The 15,549-nt window shown below is 39.7% G+C and carries 16 protein-coding genes and 3 pseudogenes; 10 read left to right on the top strand and 9 right to left on the bottom strand.

The window, feature by feature from the left end; genetic code table 11:
• Positions 1-43 precede the first annotated feature (43 nt).
• A complete protein-coding gene (locus tag ANSO36C_RS05395) occupies positions 44-1,276 on the bottom strand; it encodes a DUF4336 domain-containing protein (RefSeq protein ID WP_251958707.1) in 1,233 nt (410 codons plus the stop codon).
• Between the two features lie 153 nt (positions 1,277-1,429).
• Here ANSO36C_RS05395 and ANSO36C_RS05390 point away from each other — a divergent pair, with 153 nt between their 5' ends.
• The 3 genes and pseudogenes from ANSO36C_RS05390 (at position 1,430) to ANSO36C_RS05380 (ending at position 3,372) form a co-directional block, all read left to right on the top strand.
• Complete coding sequence (locus ANSO36C_RS05390; RefSeq protein ID WP_251958706.1) at positions 1,430-2,050, top strand: hypothetical protein; 621 nt, start codon at positions 1,430-1,432, stop codon at positions 2,048-2,050.
• A 226-nt stretch (positions 2,051-2,276) separates the two neighbouring features.
• Positions 2,277-2,372, top strand: a complete 96-nt coding sequence (locus ANSO36C_RS05385) for a DUF3368 domain-containing protein (RefSeq protein ID WP_251958705.1) — start codon at positions 2,277-2,279, stop codon at positions 2,370-2,372.
• Between the two features lie 37 nt (positions 2,373-2,409).
• Positions 2,410-3,372: pseudogene (locus ANSO36C_RS05380) on the top strand (acetamidase/formamidase family protein).
• Here the strand turns inward: ANSO36C_RS05380 and ANSO36C_RS05375 are convergent.
• The 3 genes and pseudogenes from ANSO36C_RS05375 to ANSO36C_RS05365 all read right to left on the bottom strand — a co-directional run bounded on the left by ANSO36C_RS05375 (position 3,367) and on the right by ANSO36C_RS05365 (position 6,464).
• A pseudogene (locus ANSO36C_RS05375) lies at positions 3,367-4,148 on the bottom strand (nucleoside phosphorylase). The pseudogenes ANSO36C_RS05380 and ANSO36C_RS05375 overlap by 6 nt on opposite strands.
• A gap of 57 nt (positions 4,149-4,205) precedes the next feature.
• Entirely contained in the window at positions 4,206-4,805 is a 600-nt protein-coding gene (locus ANSO36C_RS05370) for a macro domain-containing protein (protein WP_251958704.1), read from the bottom strand.
• 228 nt (positions 4,806-5,033) lie between these two features.
• Positions 5,034-6,464 (bottom strand): hypothetical protein, encoded by a 1,431-nt coding sequence (locus tag ANSO36C_RS05365; protein WP_251958703.1) that lies wholly within the window; start codon positions 6,462-6,464, stop codon positions 5,034-5,036.
• Positions 6,465-6,589: 125 nt separating this feature from the next.
• Here ANSO36C_RS05365 and ANSO36C_RS05360 point away from each other — a divergent pair, with 125 nt between their 5' ends.
• A complete protein-coding gene (locus tag ANSO36C_RS05360) occupies positions 6,590-6,805 on the top strand; it encodes a GNAT family N-acetyltransferase (RefSeq protein ID WP_251958702.1) in 216 nt (71 codons plus the stop codon).
• Here ANSO36C_RS05360 and ANSO36C_RS05355 read toward each other — a convergent pair.
• Entirely contained in the window at positions 6,765-7,553 is a 789-nt protein-coding gene (locus tag ANSO36C_RS05355) for a tryptophan-rich sensory protein (RefSeq protein ID WP_251958701.1), read from the bottom strand. The genes ANSO36C_RS05360 and ANSO36C_RS05355 overlap by 41 nt on opposite strands.
• 334 nt (positions 7,554-7,887) lie before the next feature.
• Here ANSO36C_RS05355 and ANSO36C_RS05350 point away from each other — a divergent pair, with 334 nt between their 5' ends.
• The 3 genes from ANSO36C_RS05350 to ANSO36C_RS05340 are packed head-to-tail and all read left to right on the top strand — an operon-like array spanning position 7,888 to position 9,572.
• Positions 7,888-8,493, top strand: a complete 606-nt coding sequence (locus ANSO36C_RS05350; RefSeq protein ID WP_251958700.1) for a vWA domain-containing protein — start codon at positions 7,888-7,890, stop codon at positions 8,491-8,493.
• Positions 8,494-8,549: 56 nt separating this feature from the next.
• On the top strand, positions 8,550-9,155 hold the full coding sequence (locus tag ANSO36C_RS05345) for a vWA domain-containing protein (protein ID WP_251958699.1): 606 nt from the start codon (positions 8,550-8,552) through the stop codon (positions 9,153-9,155).
• A gap of 27 nt (positions 9,156-9,182) precedes the next feature.
• On the top strand, positions 9,183-9,572 hold the full coding sequence (locus ANSO36C_RS05340) for a salt stress protein, Slr1339 family (protein WP_251958698.1): 390 nt from the start codon (positions 9,183-9,185) through the stop codon (positions 9,570-9,572).
• 289 nt (positions 9,573-9,861) lie between these two features.
• Here ANSO36C_RS05340 and ANSO36C_RS05335 read toward each other — a convergent pair whose 3' ends face one another.
• Both ANSO36C_RS05335 and ANSO36C_RS05330 read right to left on the bottom strand, forming a co-directional pair.
• Complete coding sequence (locus ANSO36C_RS05335; protein WP_251958697.1) at positions 9,862-10,203, bottom strand: winged helix-turn-helix transcriptional regulator; 342 nt, start codon at positions 10,201-10,203, stop codon at positions 9,862-9,864.
• Between the two features lie 200 nt (positions 10,204-10,403).
• The gene (locus ANSO36C_RS05330; RefSeq protein WP_251958696.1) at positions 10,404-11,147 is read right to left on the bottom strand and encodes a ferritin-like domain-containing protein; all 744 of its coding nucleotides are present in this window, start codon (positions 11,145-11,147) and stop codon (positions 10,404-10,406) included.
• Positions 11,148-11,324: 177 nt separating this feature from the next.
• Between ANSO36C_RS05330 and ANSO36C_RS05325 the strand changes: the two are divergent.
• The 3 genes and pseudogenes from ANSO36C_RS05325 to ANSO36C_RS05315 all read left to right on the top strand — a co-directional run bounded on the left by ANSO36C_RS05325 (position 11,325) and on the right by ANSO36C_RS05315 (position 13,300).
• A pseudogene (locus ANSO36C_RS05325) lies at positions 11,325-11,919 on the top strand (thermonuclease family protein).
• Between the two features lie 189 nt (positions 11,920-12,108).
• Positions 12,109-12,255 carry a hypothetical protein gene (locus ANSO36C_RS05320; RefSeq protein WP_251958695.1) on the top strand — a complete coding sequence of 49 codons (147 nt, stop codon included), beginning with the start codon at positions 12,109-12,111 and terminating at the stop codon, positions 12,253-12,255.
• Between the two features lie 631 nt (positions 12,256-12,886).
• Positions 12,887-13,300 carry a hypothetical protein gene (locus ANSO36C_RS05315; RefSeq protein ID WP_251958694.1) on the top strand — a complete coding sequence of 138 codons (414 nt, stop codon included), beginning with the start codon at positions 12,887-12,889 and terminating at the stop codon, positions 13,298-13,300.
• A gap of 117 nt (positions 13,301-13,417) precedes the next feature.
• Here ANSO36C_RS05315 and ANSO36C_RS05310 read toward each other — a convergent pair whose 3' ends face one another.
• On the bottom strand, positions 13,418-14,299 hold the full coding sequence (locus tag ANSO36C_RS05310) for a carbohydrate ABC transporter permease (protein WP_251958693.1): 882 nt from the start codon (positions 14,297-14,299) through the stop codon (positions 13,418-13,420).
• 605 nt (positions 14,300-14,904) lie between these two features.
• Entirely contained in the window at positions 14,905-15,318 is a 414-nt protein-coding gene (locus ANSO36C_RS05305; protein WP_251958692.1) for a hypothetical protein, read from the bottom strand.
• Positions 15,319-15,549: the final 231 nt, after the last annotated feature.

The raw sequence follows: 15,549 nt of genomic DNA, 5'->3' as shown, positions 1-15,549 counted from the left end.
TTATTACCACAACTGGGTTTGAGCCGAAAAACAAACTCACGCCCTACACTTTCTCCTTTGCTGCTGGCACAATCCCAAACTTATTTAAACCTGCATCGATTTCTTTAAGTAGTTTAAAATCCTCCTCTGGCAAAGGATAGCTCCTACTGCTGAACAAACCCGCACTGACAGCAGGCTGCTTTTCTAAAAAAGAGAAAGCTTGGCGAAACTGATGCGGCTTGGCTTTAATCGGTGAATCAAAGTGACAAGGAATAATCCACTCGAAGTCCCAACTTGCAACTTTATCAGCCCAGTCAATCGTTTCTTTCGGTGCGCGGTTGAGAATCAGCGTCTGTAAAATTGGCGCGACAAACAAACGCCCATCACCTCGCAAAGCATCAAACGATCGCTGCCAATCTGGATGCCATTTAAAAGGGTACAATCCAAAATAAGCTTTCCTTGAGCGTTCTGGAGCTTTCAAGGCATCTTGGAACACCTGACTCCATTGGCGGATATTTAGTGCCTTTGGTTGAAAGTACAAAGCAAACAACGAGATGCGCCCCCATCCCTTACGGCGATTTGCCTGAATGTCTGCAACAATATCAGTAGCATCATCCTTGGCATGGAATAGTAAGGGATATGGATCTAAAAGTGCGATCGCAGGTGGATCTTCTGAGATAGAAAGTACAGAATCTGTTACTAAAAGAGTATGCGATCGCTTATGAAAAAAAGCAACTTCTGCAAACCGACCAGGGCCAAGCTCGATAGGGCCTAGCATTGCATAATCGAACTCGTCAGCAAAGGGTGTTTTGCTACTATCTTCTGGAAGTACTTGAGTTCGTTTCGGTGGTAAACCAAGCCAGCTAAGGGGGAGATTTAGCGGGAAACTCCACTGATGGGGAGCCACAAACACCTGTGCAGTCGGAAAATATCTGGCGAAGGGGCCGACGAATACCTTATGTTCTATGCCGGAGATAGTTGGCAGGATAATGTACTTAACGTTACCGTGTTCCGCCACCAACTCATTCACAAGCCGGATACATTCTGGGGTTGGTGCAACAGGCGCATAGATGAGAAGACCCCCAGCTTCGAGCTTAACAACAGTCATGCGAATCGGCACAACAACGTAGAAAATGCCCTGAATTTGGTCAAAATTCCAAATTGTGTCCTTTACTATTTCTTTGCGGATTGTCTGCCGCCTGCCATAAGGGTAGAGTGGCACAACAGGCCATAATCCCCATGAAAAATCTTTTGGATTTATCTGTTGTGCATTGACTATGCGTTCATCATCAGCCACTCTGCAACCCCCTCTCAATTCCCTGCTCAAATTGTTCTTAATTTGCTATCCCTAAAGTTGGAGTTTAGCAAATTATTGAGATAATCAGATCAATTATTAATTCCTAATTGTAATTCGTAATATCTCCGGTGTAATTGATTCTCGATAGAAATAATGAGCAAATATAGAATTTTAAAACCTGAGCAAAGTTACACTTTTAGTCAATATTTTTTGTTACCTAACCCAACAATAGATGTAGTAGCTGAGTTTGAGTACAGCTACGATCGCACAGAGCTAGAATTACCAAGATACTTTGGTGATATTAGCTATTTAGAATTTTTGCAAAATTACTTGCAGCGTAATATAAAGCTTTTTAACCCAACGGCTGAGATATCAATCAGAGAATTTATGATTGCTCCTATTCTTGCTGAAATTTGCGATCAGACAAAAGCTCAATTATATAGTGAGTATCCAATTAATGTGGATGAAAAGCTCAAAGGGACTTTAGATTATTATTTACATAAATCTAACTCTCTATTGGTGATTGAAGCCAAACAATCAGATATTAGAAGAGGGTTTACACAGTTAGCAGTAGAATTAATAGCTCTGGAGCAGACTCTAGATGAACAATCATCAATTTTATTTGGCGCAGTTACTAATGGAGATGACTGGAAATTTGGTATACTCAATAGACAACAGAAACTAATTACAGAAGACATTAAACTTTATCGTGTTCCTGAAGGTTTAGAAGATTTGGTACGAGTACTAGTAGGCATCCTTTCATCTGAAGCTTGACGGAAGTTGAAAAACTTTCACGCTCCACGGTATGGTGATTCACTACTTAACAATGTAGAGTAAGGGAATTACGTTATGAAAGAATAATTTTGCCTATGTCATTGCAAATCAAACTGTATGTATTGATGAGACTGTTGGCAGACGGATTGCTAGATTAAGTGGTCTTACGCTTACAGGTTCTATTGGCATTTTATTACGTGCTAAACAGGAAGGATATCCTGTATTAATGCAGCAAGCTATTGAGCGTATGATAAACAGAGGAATTCGACTGAGTGAAACAGTCATCGCTGTTGCGCTCCGGCAAGCAGGGGAGACAAACTAATTCTTTCAATCTTTCGGTCATTAAAAACAAAACAGCGATGACTCACCATATTTTAAAAGCATCAAAAAAACCGTGCATTTGGGTGGTTTCTCCTATCTGCTAGAACCAGCGCTCATTATTAATTCAGGTGATACGGTTGACGTAGAAACTTATACTGGTTACTACGTTTATGACAAAGCACCACCTGAATTTGTCACACCAGAATTTCTCGACATTTGCCAAAATCTTTTACCAGAACGCAAAGTTGCTGGGGGGCCGCATTTACTCACAGGGCCGATTTATGTGCGCGATGCCGAACCAGGGGATGTTTTAGAAGTACAATTAGATGCGATCGCACCTAGTTTACCCGTGGCTTTAATGCCATTCGTTCAGGTTGGGGAGCTTTACCACATCAGTTTCCTCAACCTGCGTTGAGATTTATTCTCTAGATTTAGCAAACAATATCGCAGAATTTCCGGCGGGTAGTGGCATAAAAATTCCCCTCAAACCGTTTTTTGGAATTCTTGGTGTAGCTACTCCAGAAACTTCTCGAACTTCTGTCCCACCAGGTTCTTACGGCGGTAATATCGACAACCGGGAACTGCAAGCTGGTTCTCGTTTATTTTTGCCGATTTTCGTACCAGGTGCATTATTTTCTATTGGTGATGGGCATTCTGCACAGGGAGATGGTGAGGTAAATGTCACCGCCATTGAAACTTCCATGAACGGTAGAATTACCCTCAAACTTCGCAAGGATTTACAACTAACAACACCAATTGCCGAAACTCCAACTCATATCATCACAATGGGCTTTGCCCAAACTTTAGATGAAGCTTTAGAATTAGCTCTAAAAAATATGATTGATTTTCTGGAACGCTTCATGAATTTATCGCCAGAAAATGCTTATGTTTTGTGTAGTTTAACTGTGAATTTTCACATCACTCAAGTTGTAAATAGTCCCCAAAAAGGTGTGCATGGAATGCTACCAAAATCAATTTTTGACAAGAAAATTAATTTATAATTTGAGATCAAGTTCTGCTACTGCATTTACAGCAGTTGCGATCGCATTTTTAACAGCAATATCTCTTTGTTCTAAAATGATATTTTCACTAATAGTACGCCCAGCAACTACACGCAAATAGCTGCGGCTGCAAATTTATATACTCCTGCCATTTTGAATAGTGTGCCGCATTCCATTTCGTAATTCAAGATATTCAAGCGCCGATATTCTTCTGTAATGCCATGCAGCGATCGCATTAAATTTGGATTCGCTGAATCAGTGCGTTCTTGTCCTTCGTAAAAAGTATCAACTGATGCCGTAATTCCTATGTAATGTTCAATCTTTAATTCTCGTGCGGCTTTAACTAAAGCAACTGTCAAAAAAGGATCGGCTGCGGCTGGATACTCCACAGGTGCAATGTCACAAGCTGCACCTTGGCGACACAATGCTGCATTACTAATAACAACGCTACCAATTTGTATATAAGGTTGAATGGAACCACAAGTTCCAATGCGAATAATTTGCCGGATTCCTGCTTGTACCAACTCATTAACAACAATACTTAATGAAGGCGCACCCATACCACTAGTAGCTGATAAGATAATGCGACCATTAGGTAAGTATCCTATATAGCTATTGAGTCCGCGATTCTCTGACAACACGCGCACATCTTGTAAATAAGTTTGGGCAATTAGATGCGATCGCTCTGGATCGCCCGATAATAGGGCAATGGTGGGAGGCGATGAACCTAAATCATCTTGCCCAAAGCCAATGTGATAAAAGCGTTTATCTGCCATATAGTTGAGATTAGCGATCGCCCTAGCAATATAATACGCTAGGGCGTTTTTTAAACTTTACCTAAAATCTCCTCCTTCCCATATCTGAAGTTGTCTTTCAGCTGCAACTATGCAATTGAGATGCTTTGGTGGATAGAGAAAATGATCGTAAGCTAAGGCCATCTGTCTAGCAGCTTCAGTATATGGCACTCGTCCTATTCCTGTACCCAATCCAGGACAGGCAATGGTGTTAATTTTTTGCCTAGCGTGTTGATTATGCTGGCGAACTGCTAACAGCATCGCCCACATCGCAATATAAGGAATATCTGTCCCAGCAATAATCATGGGAACTCGCATGGTAGGTGTATGAGCCAAAAAAGGATGCTTGTAATGACCTGTTTCCACAATCATTGATGTTCCCACAGGCTGTTCACCCAAATAATCTTCAAGAATGCGCTGCTGGACTCTTGCCATTAAGGAATGACCGAAAAAACGGATAATTGCCGCATCTATGCCACCATCCATCATTCCGAAAGAGTTAGCAGGGCTGACCATACAATCAAAATCTGGCAACCACTCGAAATAGTTATTCACTATTTCTACATTGGGTAAGTAATTAAAATGCTGTTGAAAGGCTGCACACAACAAAGAGTTAGGAGCTACCAATATCAGTTTCAAGCTTTCATTTCCTCCACTTGAATACCTATTTTAAACGTTAGCTATGGTAAACAACAACTTTTTTCTGTATTATCAGCCTGTTTATTTATGCTACATTTTTTATACAAAACATATTACTCTTTCTCTTCTCCACGGGCAGAATCTACGAACAAAAAGATCACCGACTTCTTTAATAAGTGGGAGACTTGAGCTTTGCGGTATTTATAAATCAAATAGGATTACTACATATTAGCGATCGCTACTACCAGAGTTTAAATCATCTGCACCATTTAGCGAATCACTACTATCTAGTTTATTTGGCATTATATTTGAAGCGACTATATTATGAGCTACTTGTTTTTGCAACATATTTGAACTATCTACATCACTTAATAATTCATTAACAACTGGTTTAGATTCAGAATTCTCTCGGTTAGCACCTGCTATTTCTTCTGCTTTGCCGATAAAATCCTTTGCAAGCCTTTCACTAAAACCAACAACGAATGCTATGACAAAAATCAAAGACCTTTGTTGGTCTTGAGATGATTCTGGATTGGTAGTAGGATTTAACTTAAATACACTTGGATTAACAAACATTAATATTATTCCAGAGTTAATTAGGGCTAAAAATAAAACAGCAAATGCTCCTCCAATCATTGGTTTAAAAGCACCAACAAGAAATGGAGTTAGTGGATCAGAATATTTCTTCTTTTGGAATTCTTCAATTCTGATTAAAATACTGATAATACTACCTAATGTTCCTGCCGAAATCGCTAAACTTAGCTGGAGAAGAAATTCATTAGACTTCGCATTTATAGATTGCCTTTTGCTATATTGTGCATTTAATTCAGCTAGATTACTATTTAGAGTTGTTAACTCTGTACTCTTAAATTCTGCATTTTTTTGCGATATTATATCTAGCTCTTTAATTTCTTCTTTACTTTGTTTCGATTTATTAACATCATTGTCGGAAGTAGAATTTCTGTTTTCTGATTTATTTTCTTCCTCAGCGTTGTTTTGGATTTGCTCTACCCGCTTATCCGTATATCTTTGTATATCTTTGATTTCATTTTGTAATGCCTTCTTGTTGATATTATAATTATTGTTATTATAAAAATTAACAGCTTCCGAGAAAATCCAAAGTCCGGCGATAGAAGCAAAAGTAATTCCTCCATATATAAAAACGGCACTTATTAGTCCAAAAATTACTTTAGTCGTCGTTGATGGTGAACGGTGGACTGATAGAAATGGGTTGATGATAAATCCGGTTACAGGATGTTCATATTTGCAAACAATTTGTTCAACATCAAATCTAATGGCTTGAGCAATATTGATATTCGATGATGATTCACGTAGAGCTTCTATGGCAAAAATTAAAGCTTTACAGAGTTCAGTCAGTTCTATTTGAATTTTATCCCTATTGTCAGGTATAACTATTCTCGGTATTTTGTCCCACCAAATTTTTTGTGGCGTGTTTCTATTGATGAGTTTTTGAAGTCTATTAAATAGAATAATTATTTGAGATATCTCTTTCCCTGCTGCTATTAATCCTTCTTGTTTGATTGGATCTGCAAAGTTGTTTAAATTATTCTTATAAAAATCTTTGATAAGTGCCTGAATAAGTGTCCTACTTTCGTCTAAATTCCAATTGTTATCAGTTGCATTTTGATTAGAAACCATTTTACCCTCCAATCTTTTCTCAACTTTATAGGTGTTGAATAGTATAACCAGCTTCACAGCTAGTAGTGCTATTATTCCCAAAACCGGTTATTGAATAAACTGAATTGAAGACTCAGGGTTTTTTTGTGCCTACTTTGAAAACCCTGCAACCTGGAGATGAAGTATCGCTGGAAGAATTTCTCTTGCAACACAGTGATACTTCTATGTTTGCGCGATCGCAGGGAGTAAAACGTGCCATCTTATTTACAGGTCATTATAACCAAGCAGCCCAAGCAGTTTATCGAGGAATTGGCTTTTTGCCTACTGGTGAGAAGTACGGCTTAGTCTTATTTGAATCGTAGCAGTCAAAGCTAGAACAATTGCCAAAAACAACACAGCATTTCTGAGCATTGAGTTATCAAAATGTTTAAGTGCGATCGCCACCAATGCCCAGAGTGTTACTCCTGTATAAGCTATGTCTCGACGCTGGATGACAATAACTGCTGTAACTGCTGTTGCTATCAATACCATGATGAGAGTCCATATTACAGCAGAAATCCCCCAACCGTTCCACCCTTGAAAATACAAAGCACACGCTACGTTAACAATGGTTGCCACGCTAATCCAGCCTAGATAAATGCTAATCGGAAAGTGAATACACCATTTTTTCAGCCGAGGTACACGCGATTTGCCAATTTCTAATTGCACATAAACACCAATTAGGGGCAACAGAATCAAGAGCATTGCAATTACAGAAAGAGCAAAAAGCCGAGACAAAAACAGATACACCCAGATACTTTGAGCAACACAGGCAATCACCAACAGATAACCTGTCTTACGTAAATCAGGCTCATCTCGTTGGTTAGGTAGAGCTTGGTATACCCCAAAAGCAAACAATCCAAGGTAAATCAGCCCCCAGATAGCAAAGGCGTAATTGGCAGGGATAATCAGGACATTTTTAAACAAAGTATTGGAAATTTCCCCTATGCTGAGTCCATTGAGCGGAAAAAGGTTTGATACTACGTTGATAACGAAAGCACCAAAGATTGCAGCCAACGTAACAAGCTGCCGCCAAAAATCCCGGTAATTGCCTCTTGTGGACTGCTGCATAGGATGTTAATTCATATCTTTTATACTTTTAGCTTACATCTTGCCTAATATAAGCCACAGTCAAAAAAGCGTCGTCTCAATTTACCACCAAAGAATTGTAGTCACGGCAGAACAAGATGGTTATCGCGTACCAGCCACTAACGGATGGCGATGCCTTCGGCAACCCTAAAAGGGAAGGCAGTATTTCGGATATCAGCGCAAAAACTAAGTAAAGCATAGCTATTTTAAGTAGCAAATGAGTAACATAATCAATTGATACGAAACCTAAAAATACTACGGTATCGCCAAATTCGTAGCTAGACTAGAACCACAGGGTAACAATCAGAGGAAAATTATGATGAGCGATCGCGACTACACATTAATCATTGACAAAAGCGGTAGTATGTCCACGCCCGATCAAGTGGGTGGTAGAAGTAGATGGGATATAGCCCAAGAGTCTACACTCGCTTTAGCAAGAAAAGCCGAACAGTTTGACCCCGATGGCATCACCGTTTACTTATTTTCCGGTAGATTTAAACGCTACGATGATGTCACCTCAGCTAAAGTAGCCCAGATATTTCTCGAAAATGACCCTTCTGGAACAACAAACTTAGCTGCTGTACTCCAGGATGCGCTCAATAATTACTTTCAACGCAAAGCAGCCGGTAAAAGCAAGCCAAACGGAGAAACAATTTTAGTCATTACCGATGGTGAACCAGACGATCGCAAAGCTGTATTTGAAGTCATCATTCATGCGACTCGCCAGATGGAACGTGATGAAGAATTAGGAATTTCGATCATTCAAGTGGGTTCAGATCCTCAAGCAACTAAGTTTCTCAAAGCTTTAGATGACCAGTTGCAAAGTGTCGGCGCTAAATTTGATATTTGCGATACTGTCACTTTAGATGACTTAGAAGAAATGAGCCTTGTTGATGTATTGACGAACGCAATCACTGACTAATGTATTGATTCGCCCATAGTCCAGTAACTCTTAACTCTTAATTGGAGAATTGAATAATGCTAGAAAATCGTGATTACACCTTGATTATCGACAAAAGCGGCAGTATGGCAACTAAAGATCAAAAAGGTGGTAGAACTAGATGGGTTGCAGCACAAGAATCTACTTTAGCTTTAGCTAGTAAGTGTGAGCAATTTGACCCAGACGGCATTACTATTTATGTATTTTCTGGTAAATTTAAGCGATATGAAAATGTGACATCCGAAAAGGTAGCGCAAATTTTCCAAGAAAATGACCCCTCTGGTACAACTGACTTAGCAGGTGTCTTAAAACATGCGACTGATGATTACCTTCAACGCAAAGCATCTGGTCAAACTAAGTCGAATGGTGAAACAATTTTAGTGGTTACTGATGGTGAGCCGGACGATCGCAAAGCAGTCATGAGGGTGATTATTGAAGCTTCTCGGCGCATAGATAAAGATGAAGAATTAGCTATTTCTTTCATTCAAGTAGGCACAGATCCGCAAGCTACCCGCTTTCTCAAAGTCTTAGACGATGAACTTCAAGGTGCTGGTGCTAAGTTTGATATCTGTGACACCGTAACTATGGAAGATATGGAAGATTTGAGTCTATCGGAAGTGCTACTAAATGCCATTAACGACTAGCTATACCATTTATTAGGAATTGCCAAAATGGATTCCATTGATAAGCTATTAGCTGAACTCGAAACTGAATACAAAGAAGTACAACCACAACAGCAGCCAAAATCAGCCACAGCCAAATCGTTTACATCATCACCAAAGTCGGCATCTTTTATGGATAACCTTTTGGCAGAAGTTAAGTCTGATTTTGCCGAAAAAGATGCTGTTATGGAGTTAAAAAGACAGCAAGAACTAAAAGATGAACGAATTCGACAAGAACAACTCAAAGCTAAACAACTAGAGGCTTTGAAAGTACAGGCGAAAGAATGGTTAGCCAAAGTAGATCCACTTTCGTCCGAAGGACTTTGGTTTGAAAGATTTGCGGAAAGTTATCCCTCAAAATTAGAGGCAGCGATTGAATATTTAAAAAACAACGAGTAAGAAATTACAAAACATAAGATAATTCACAAGTAAAACAGCCAAACGTATTGACATATACTCAATAAGTAGCTGGATAAAAATATTGACAGTCATTGTGTAACTAAGGGAGCATCCCAAATGTGCAAAAACTTTGATCGCCCTCATCCCCTAACCCCTTCTCCCATCTTTGGGAGAAGGGGAACTAGAATTATGTCTCCCCTCTCCCAAAGATGGGAGAGGGGCTGGGGGTGAGGGAAAAGATTTAAGCAAAATTGGGATGCTCCCGTAACTAATTTTTTGTGACTACTTATTAATAATGATTTGTTCGAGCTAAATGTTGCACAGCCCATTCATGCATAGCATAAAGAATTGGTTGCAAAGTTTCTCCTAAAGGCGTTAGAGAATATTCTACCTTGGGCGGAATTTGGGGATAAATTTCTCGATGAATAATGCTGTCTTGTTCCATTTCTCTGAGTTGCTGAGTCAGCATCTTTTGCGTAACCCCAGGTAAAGCCCGTTGTAACTCACCAAATCTTTTTACGCCAGTCATTAATTCTCTAATAATCAAAACTTTCCAGCGTCCGCCAATCACTTTTAGGGTAGTTTCTACTTCACAAGTTAGCCTGATATTGTTTTCTGCTTCAGCTTTCATAGTTAGTTTTGTGAATTTGAAGAAGGCAAGAGACAGACTCTTGCCTTTCAAGCTAGGTGTTAGATGTTCTCAATTTTTTGAACATTATAGGACTCGTATTTGATTTTTGAAAAAACTCAGTACACTTTTATTCCCTGTTCCCTCCCTACGCAAATAATTTCAGAAATCAAAGCGGATTCCTATACATACTCAAGCTATGATTACGTCGCTACCAACTCAGAATCGATTTTCGACGACGCACTATCCTGAACTAGCGATCGCGTTTCACCGTTACGCTGGAGAATACCGCCAACCATTGCTAACAAGGCGTTTACCTTACGAGTTCGCCACATATCTACGAGTTTTTGCACTTTCGTGGCAGGCATCCGTCGCATCATCGCTTCGTAGAGGTAAGCAGCATGTCCAGTTTCATCTTGGGCAATATTTAGCATTCCTAACTTCAAATTACGAGCGGTTGACTCGTTATCAGGTAATGCTTTTGCCATTCGCGCAAAGTCTTTACTAGCATCTAACTCTAGAATGTATGTGCTAGCCATAAACACATCCCAGTCAATAACAGCAGGTTTTAGCTGTTCTTGCGTGTAGCCTTCAAAGAATGCTGCGAAAAAGGGACTACGCTGTTGTGATTTTTTTGTAGATGTAGTTTGGGGTTGAGCCTTGAAATCTATAACTTGTTTATTCAACTGTTGTAAGGCGTGGGCAAAAATTTTACCATGCCTAGTTTCATCTGATGCATGTTTTGCTAGTTTTTCGGCTAGCCATGTATCGCCTTCAGCAGCTGCGCGATCGCTAAGTGCAGATAAAAACGGCACAGAACCAGATTCCGCCAACTGAAACCCCGCAAGGATGTTAGGGCGGGTTTTAGAATCACGAATTTGAGCAGCAGAGTAATAGGCAAAAGCACCTGAACCAGCTAAATGCAGAACGTGAGTCAAAAAGTTCATCAGAAATTCCCGCCGACAATTGGAAGGTTACAATTCTTATACTAATCCGCATTTTCTATAGTTTGCCGCCAGAGGCTCTTACTATTTAGAATTGCCTGTGGCAGTATGTCAAAGGTTAAAAAATATATCTTTGCATTTTGCTAGTATCATGCCACAAAGGTAATTTGGTAACTTTGGATGGAGAAATTAACTAAACCAGTGCGATTTTGGCTTTGTGCAACTATCCTAATTTTGGGTTTGATTGGCTGCGATGTCGTGCGACAAGCCGCTTCGCGTCTACGCTTTATCGGTGCTTCTGGAGAACCAGTTGAGCGTGTGAGTGATGGTGACACTATAGTAGTTAAAGATAGCAGTGGTAAAAACTTTACTGTCCGTTTTGCTTGTGTAGATGCGCCAGAAATCGCTCATACTAATAAAGAAAAGCAGAGTAAACGCAGTAGCGATCGCAATCAATTTACTTGGGGTGTGAAAGCCCAAGAACGGGTACAACAACTTGTGCAACAAGGAGGCGATCGCGTGACTTTGAATATCACAGATAGCGATCGCTATGGACGCAAAATTGCTGAAGTTCGTTTACAAAAATGGCACTTTTGTGCAGCAGGTCTTGTTAAAAGAAGGATTGGCAAAAGTGTATCGTCCTTATTTAAACAAGTGCCCTAGCAAAGACTTAATTCAACAAGCTGAAGCTGAAGCCAAGGAACAACGTCTTGGTATTTGGAGTGACACTAAATTCGTTAATCCTTGGGAATATCGCACCTTATCAAAGAAATAAAAATCAAAGTGAGAAATTGCTTGTAAAGGCTCAAATCAAGGCTGAATGGGCAAAAAGCGAGTATTTGGATCAAATTTTTAAATTATTTAAGCGAAATACTATTGTAATTCTACTGATACTGCTATATTCAGTCTGGAATCACCTTCTGTACATTTGTAGGTCTGTATAACACTAACTAAGCTAACCACCATGCACATTAGTATTACAGACGACCTAAAAAAACCTTTTCATGCTGCTTGTGCTTTGCGAGGGCTGAAGATGAGTCAAGTTGTGATGGAGTTAATCAAGCAATGGTTAGCTAGTGAAACGTATTCGGTTAATGAATTAAACAGGTGAAGCATTGCTGTGAATTGAAGTTTTCTAGCAGCGTTGTTAATCTACCTTAGTAAAACGAATGCAACAACAAAAAGCTCGACGCAATCGAGGTGTAATCTTGACCCTCAAAGGCTGGGATAAACTTCAAGCTGCCAAAGCGAAAATTGATAGGAATCCGTAGCGGATGCGATCGCACTGCCAACTGCGCTCAATTTTTCCATCCCCGCGAGGGGTAATAAATTGAAAACTTTTCATAACGCGATTTGCGTTCTCAAACTGGGGTTTGAGTTCTCATTTAAGTATTTTTAGTACTCAAAAGCTAATATTGAGTTCTCAAACTGGGGTTTGAGTTCTCATTTAAGTATTTTTAGTACTCAAAAGCTAATATTGAGTTCTCAAACTGGGGTTTGAGTTCTCATTTAAGTATTTTTAGTACCCAAAAGCTAATATTGAGTTTTCAAACTGGAGTTTGAGTTCTTTTTTGCGTAATTTACTGATTTATTAGCAATTTACAGTGTAATAAAAGTCAATAGAGATTTGCAGGAATTTTCTCAGGCTGATCAATACGAAAGTTTTCTAAAGTAAAGAAGCTTAAATCAGTAAATTCGAGAACTGATAACCAAATAAATAACCGCATTAAAAGGGACATTTTATGGCTAGACTAAAAAGAACTTCCCAAGTGCTAGAAAAAGCAGCACGTCGTGCAGCCAGTATCACTTCAATTGATCCAAACTTAGATGTGAATAATGGACTCACTTTATTTGCCTACTCAAGCCTAATTGAGACAATGCGAAATAAAGAAAATAGCTATAACACTGCACTTTCTAATCTAGATAAAATATACCGTGAAATGTTGGAAACAGAGCAGCAGTTGGCAGACATGACAGAACACATACTCATGGGCATTGGGGCTAAATATGGCAAAAGCAGTGTAGAGTATGGTATGGCGGGAGGAGTTCCTAAAAACCAACGCCGCAAGGGATTGCGAGGTGAATCGCCAATTGTTAGTAATGAGCCACCGTCAATGATTGTTGGTGTGAATAGCAATGGCAAAGTAAAAGCATAGCGTGTGTTACGGCTTTAGCCTAATGCACCCACTCATAAGATGGTGCGTTAGGCGTTAGATTATGTTTTTATTGTTTGCCACATAATTTAGCAACTCCCAAAATTTCCCCTGCCTCCTCTACTCCTCTCCCCAAGTTTGCAGTTGCAAATAAACCAATACCAGCGTTACTGCTAGTAACACCGTTGCTGCTGCTGCTGCATAACCAAAATCAAACTGACCAAAAGCCTCTTGGTAAATATAGTAAACGAGCAAATTAGTCGAATTTAGTGGCCCACCGCCAGTCATCACAAAAACTTGCTCAAAACTCCGCAATGTAAAAATCGCGGTGGTGATGATCGCAAATATCACAGTCGGGCGCAATCCAGGGAGAGTAATATACCAAAATTGTTGCCAAGCGTTTGCTCCATCCAAATCTGCTGCTTCATAACGACTGGGAGGAATTGCTTGCAACCCTGCTAAAAAAACTACCATATTGAAACCCAGTTGTTTCCAAATACTCATTAAAATAATTACCGGCATTGCCCAAAATGTGTCTCCTAGCCAGGATATGTTAGGAATGCCGAAAAAATCTAAAAGTCCGTTAACTGGCCCTGGTGTTTGAAACAGCCAGCGAAATCCCAAACCGGCTGCCACAAGTGAGATAATTGAAGGCAGAAAATAGGCACTTCGCAAGATGCCCCGCAAGGGAATGGAGCGGTTTAATAACACTGCCAATCCCAATGAGATAATTAAAGTGGGAATGATGGTGGCAACAGTAAAATAAAAAGTGTTACCGAGAACTTGCCAGAAGTCGGGGTCGAGGAGCAAGCGCCAATAGTTTTTTAAGCCTATCCAATAAGTACCTTTTAAAGTGAAACTACCGGCGGTGAAACTGAGGTAGAACAAATAAGCGATCGGCCAAATGATAAAAACGCCTAGTAAAATTAGTGCTGGTGTGAGAAAAATCCAGGCAGCTACTGTATCATTATCTAACCATGATTTAAAATATTTTTTTTGCATCTATAATTTTCCCTGCTATTATGACCTTCCGCCCTGATTCTACCCTTAGCTTGGTTTCTCCCATCATTAGCGATGTCTAACAGCAAATCGCCCCTTTAAAACTAGGAATTACCTTTAAAAAGTTATGTGTGTGGGAGGAACAATTGTGACAAACATTTATCAACATTCCAATAGGGACGCACAGATGTGCGCCCCTACTACGTTTAGACGTATTGATTTTTTACGCAGTAAAAACAAATACTGGATGTATGACGAATCCCCAAAATTTTCTGGTAAGATATATATTGTCTTGACCCTCCGGGTTCAAAATCGCTCTACTTGGGGAGACCCCAAGACCGCGTTTTTCACCATCAATGCCGCAAGCGAAAACCAAGCTAATAGGTACATGTTGCAAGAGAAAGATTTGGGTCTTGGGAACCAGGACTCCTGCCCTTGGAGGGGATGTCAGACCAAAAAAACTACAGAGTTTTTGAGGCTATCCCCGATGAATTGGGAAGCTCAGACTTCAGCCGTAGGCAAGTCTGAGTCGTTCACTTTACGAGGATTAATTTCTGGGAATGTCTAATGGTAGCTTTGATGAGCGATCGCTCACAAATTCCTCATCTTTAAACCTTAGACATGAGAAATCTGGATATCTCCGCATGTGCCAACACAGCCCCAGGTTCACGCTGGAGAGCGTTGTAATATTTTCTCTCGAAGGTATTACCCGTCTCTAACGGTACAATCAGCGTGCGGACATCATCAATTAACTTTTGGAAATCATCCATCAATATCGGTTCATCTGCTTCGAGCATTTCATCAACTTGCACAACTACTTCAGAAATGCGATGTAGCCAAGCAAATTGTTCATGAGCGATAACGAGTTGAAGGAGTTCTCCGTTTGATACTCGTCCACTAACCTGTTCGTAGGCAATGCGTTCTGTCTCCAGTAACATCTTGTGAAGGTGGAGTAATTTGTTTCGTAAATCACGCAGATATTGATGTTGACGTATTCTTTGTAGAAGTATGTTAGAAGTCAATGTTACCCATCCTCTCGTTGCAATAGTCTTCAATGGCTTAAATAATTTTTAGATATTGGGCATTGAAAATTGCTAACTCTTCCCCATTCCCAAAGCCCGATTTACCATACCCAAGAACTCTATCTACAAGAGATGGAGTTTTTTATGTATTTGGTTTCCTTGTTAAGAAGGATTATGATAAACATAATATTTTTATAATTGTTATATCTTATATTAGATTAATCTTATATT

The sequence above is a fragment of the Nostoc cf. commune SO-36 genome (genome assembly GCF_023734775.1).
In the GTDB taxonomy this organism is placed as follows: Bacteria; Cyanobacteriota; Cyanobacteriia; order Cyanobacteriales; family Nostocaceae; genus Nostoc; species Nostoc commune_A.
Note: the sequence above shows the minus strand (reverse complement) of the source record. Positions and strands in the feature narration are given on the sequence as shown.